The sequence below is a fragment of the Polaromonas sp. P1_E1_2 genome, from assembly GCF_056406035.1.
Genome location: NZ_JBFUAZ010000754.1, coordinates 1 through 1,729 on the forward strand (window position 1 = coordinate 1; position 1,729 = coordinate 1,729).

Genomic DNA, 1,729 nt, shown 5'->3' on the forward strand with positions numbered 1-1,729 from the left:
CACTTCGTGTAGCTCCCTGCCCCCCGAGGGGGCCGCCCGCCTGCGGTCTGGCAAAGCCAGTCCCGCGGCTCATGCTGGCTTGAAGATTTCAGGGCGTATGTAGCGGGGGTATTTCACCAGTGGGGGCCGCGGGTCCGGCTTCGCCGGCCCCAGGCGCCGCCCCCTGCAAGGGGGGAACAGGCTACACGCAGTGAGCCTGGACGGGGGTGTTCAAAATTCTGCATCCAACTCATCAATGTCATCCGGCTCCTTCCGAGCCTCAGCCACCCACTCCTTCATAGCCGGCAACTCCATCACCCGCTTGCAATACGCCGTGCAAGCCTTGTCCAGCGGCACGTCGTAAGTGAGAAACCGGGTAACCACCGGCGCATACATGGCATCGGCCACCGACAGCTGCTTGCCGAACAGATAGGGGCCGCCATAGGTGGCCAGGCATTCCTTCCAGATTTCCAGCACGCGGTCGATGTCGGCCTGCGCGCGGGACCAGACCTTGAAGCCCGAAAAATGGGCCTTGATGTTCATCGGCAGCGCAGCGCGCATGGAGGCAAAGCCTGAATGCATCTCACCGCACACCGCACGGCAATGCGCCCGCACCTTGATGTCCGCGGGCAGCAACTGGGCTTTAGGCTTGATTTCATTGAGGTATTCGGCAATCGCCAGGGTGTCCCACACCTTGACGTTGCCGTGCTGCAGCGACGGCACCAGCATGCTGGACGAAAGCAGCAGCATTTCGGCTTTCATCGCCGGGTCATCCGGTGAAATCACTTTTTCGGTGAATTCCAGCCCCGCGAACTTCGCCAGCAGCCAGCCGCGCAGAGCCCACGCTCCGTAGTTCTTGCTGCTGATCGTCAGGATGGCTTTGGCCATGCACATGCTCCTTGAACCGGAAAGGCCCTGCTGGCTAGCAGGATGGGTGCATGAACTCCCGCAAGGCTTATGCCAGCCTGCATTTTTCGGCTCCGACTGGCCCGTAACTTGCCTGCATGGACTGGCAGAGACAAAGAGACAACGAATTCCGATTCATGTCAGGACAACCATGCTTTACCAGGCCTACCAAACCCAGTCCGACCTGCTGTCGCCGTTTCGCCTGTTCGCCCAAGGCGGTAGCGCGGCATTCTGGCTGGGTAAAACCGAAGGCAGCCTGCTCCGCAAGATTTCGGCGTCCATGGAGGTGTTTTCACGCCTGCGGCTGACGCATACCCGGCCGGCCTACGGCATCAGCTCGGTGAAGGTGGGCGAGCGCGAACTTGCCGTGACGGAAGAAACCGTTCTGTCCATGCCCTTTGGCACCCTGCTGCGCTTTCGCAAGGAAACACCCGCAGGCCTGCCCTTCCAGCCGCCGGTGCTGCTGGTAGCGCCGCTGTCGGGTCACTTTGCCACGCTGCTGCGCGAAACCGTGCGCACCCTGCTGCAAGACCACGACGTGTACATCACCGACTGGCACAACGCGCGCGATGTGTCCCTAAGGCACGGCCCGTTTGCGCTGGACGACTACATCGACCACATGATCCGCTTCACCCAGGCTATTGGCCCCGGCACCCATGTGGTGGCGGTGTGCCAGCCCTGCGTGGCGGCACTGGCGGCTACCGCCATCATGGCTGAAGACGACGACCCGGCCCAGCCACGCAGCCTGACCCTGATGGCCGGCCCGGTGGACTGCCGCGTGAACCCGACAGGCGTCAACACACTGGCCACCAGCCAGCCGATTGAGTGGTTCGAGAAAAACCTG

Annotated in this window: 1 protein-coding gene and 1 pseudogene; one reads left to right on the top strand and one right to left on the bottom strand. The window is 62.3% G+C overall.

Annotation, left to right across the window (positions count from 1 at the left end; all coding sequences use genetic code 11):
- Positions 1 to 210 precede the first annotated feature (210 nt).
- Positions 211 to 867, bottom strand: coding sequence for a glutathione S-transferase (locus AC1D1P_RS22520; protein WP_477667906.1), 657 nt, complete (start codon positions 865 to 867; stop codon positions 211 to 213).
- Positions 868 to 1,036: 169 nt separating this feature from the next.
- On the opposite strand from AC1D1P_RS22520, the pseudogene AC1D1P_RS22525 reads away from it, so the two are divergent.
- Positions 1,037 to 1,729: pseudogene (locus AC1D1P_RS22525) on the top strand (polyhydroxyalkanoate depolymerase); the annotation flags it as partial.

What these genes read in the sequence shown, in the direction of transcription:
- AC1D1P_RS22520 (WP_477667906.1), bottom strand. Translation starts at nt 867, where the DNA reads ATGGCCAAAGCCATCCTGACGATCAGCAGCAAGAACTACGGAGCGTGG.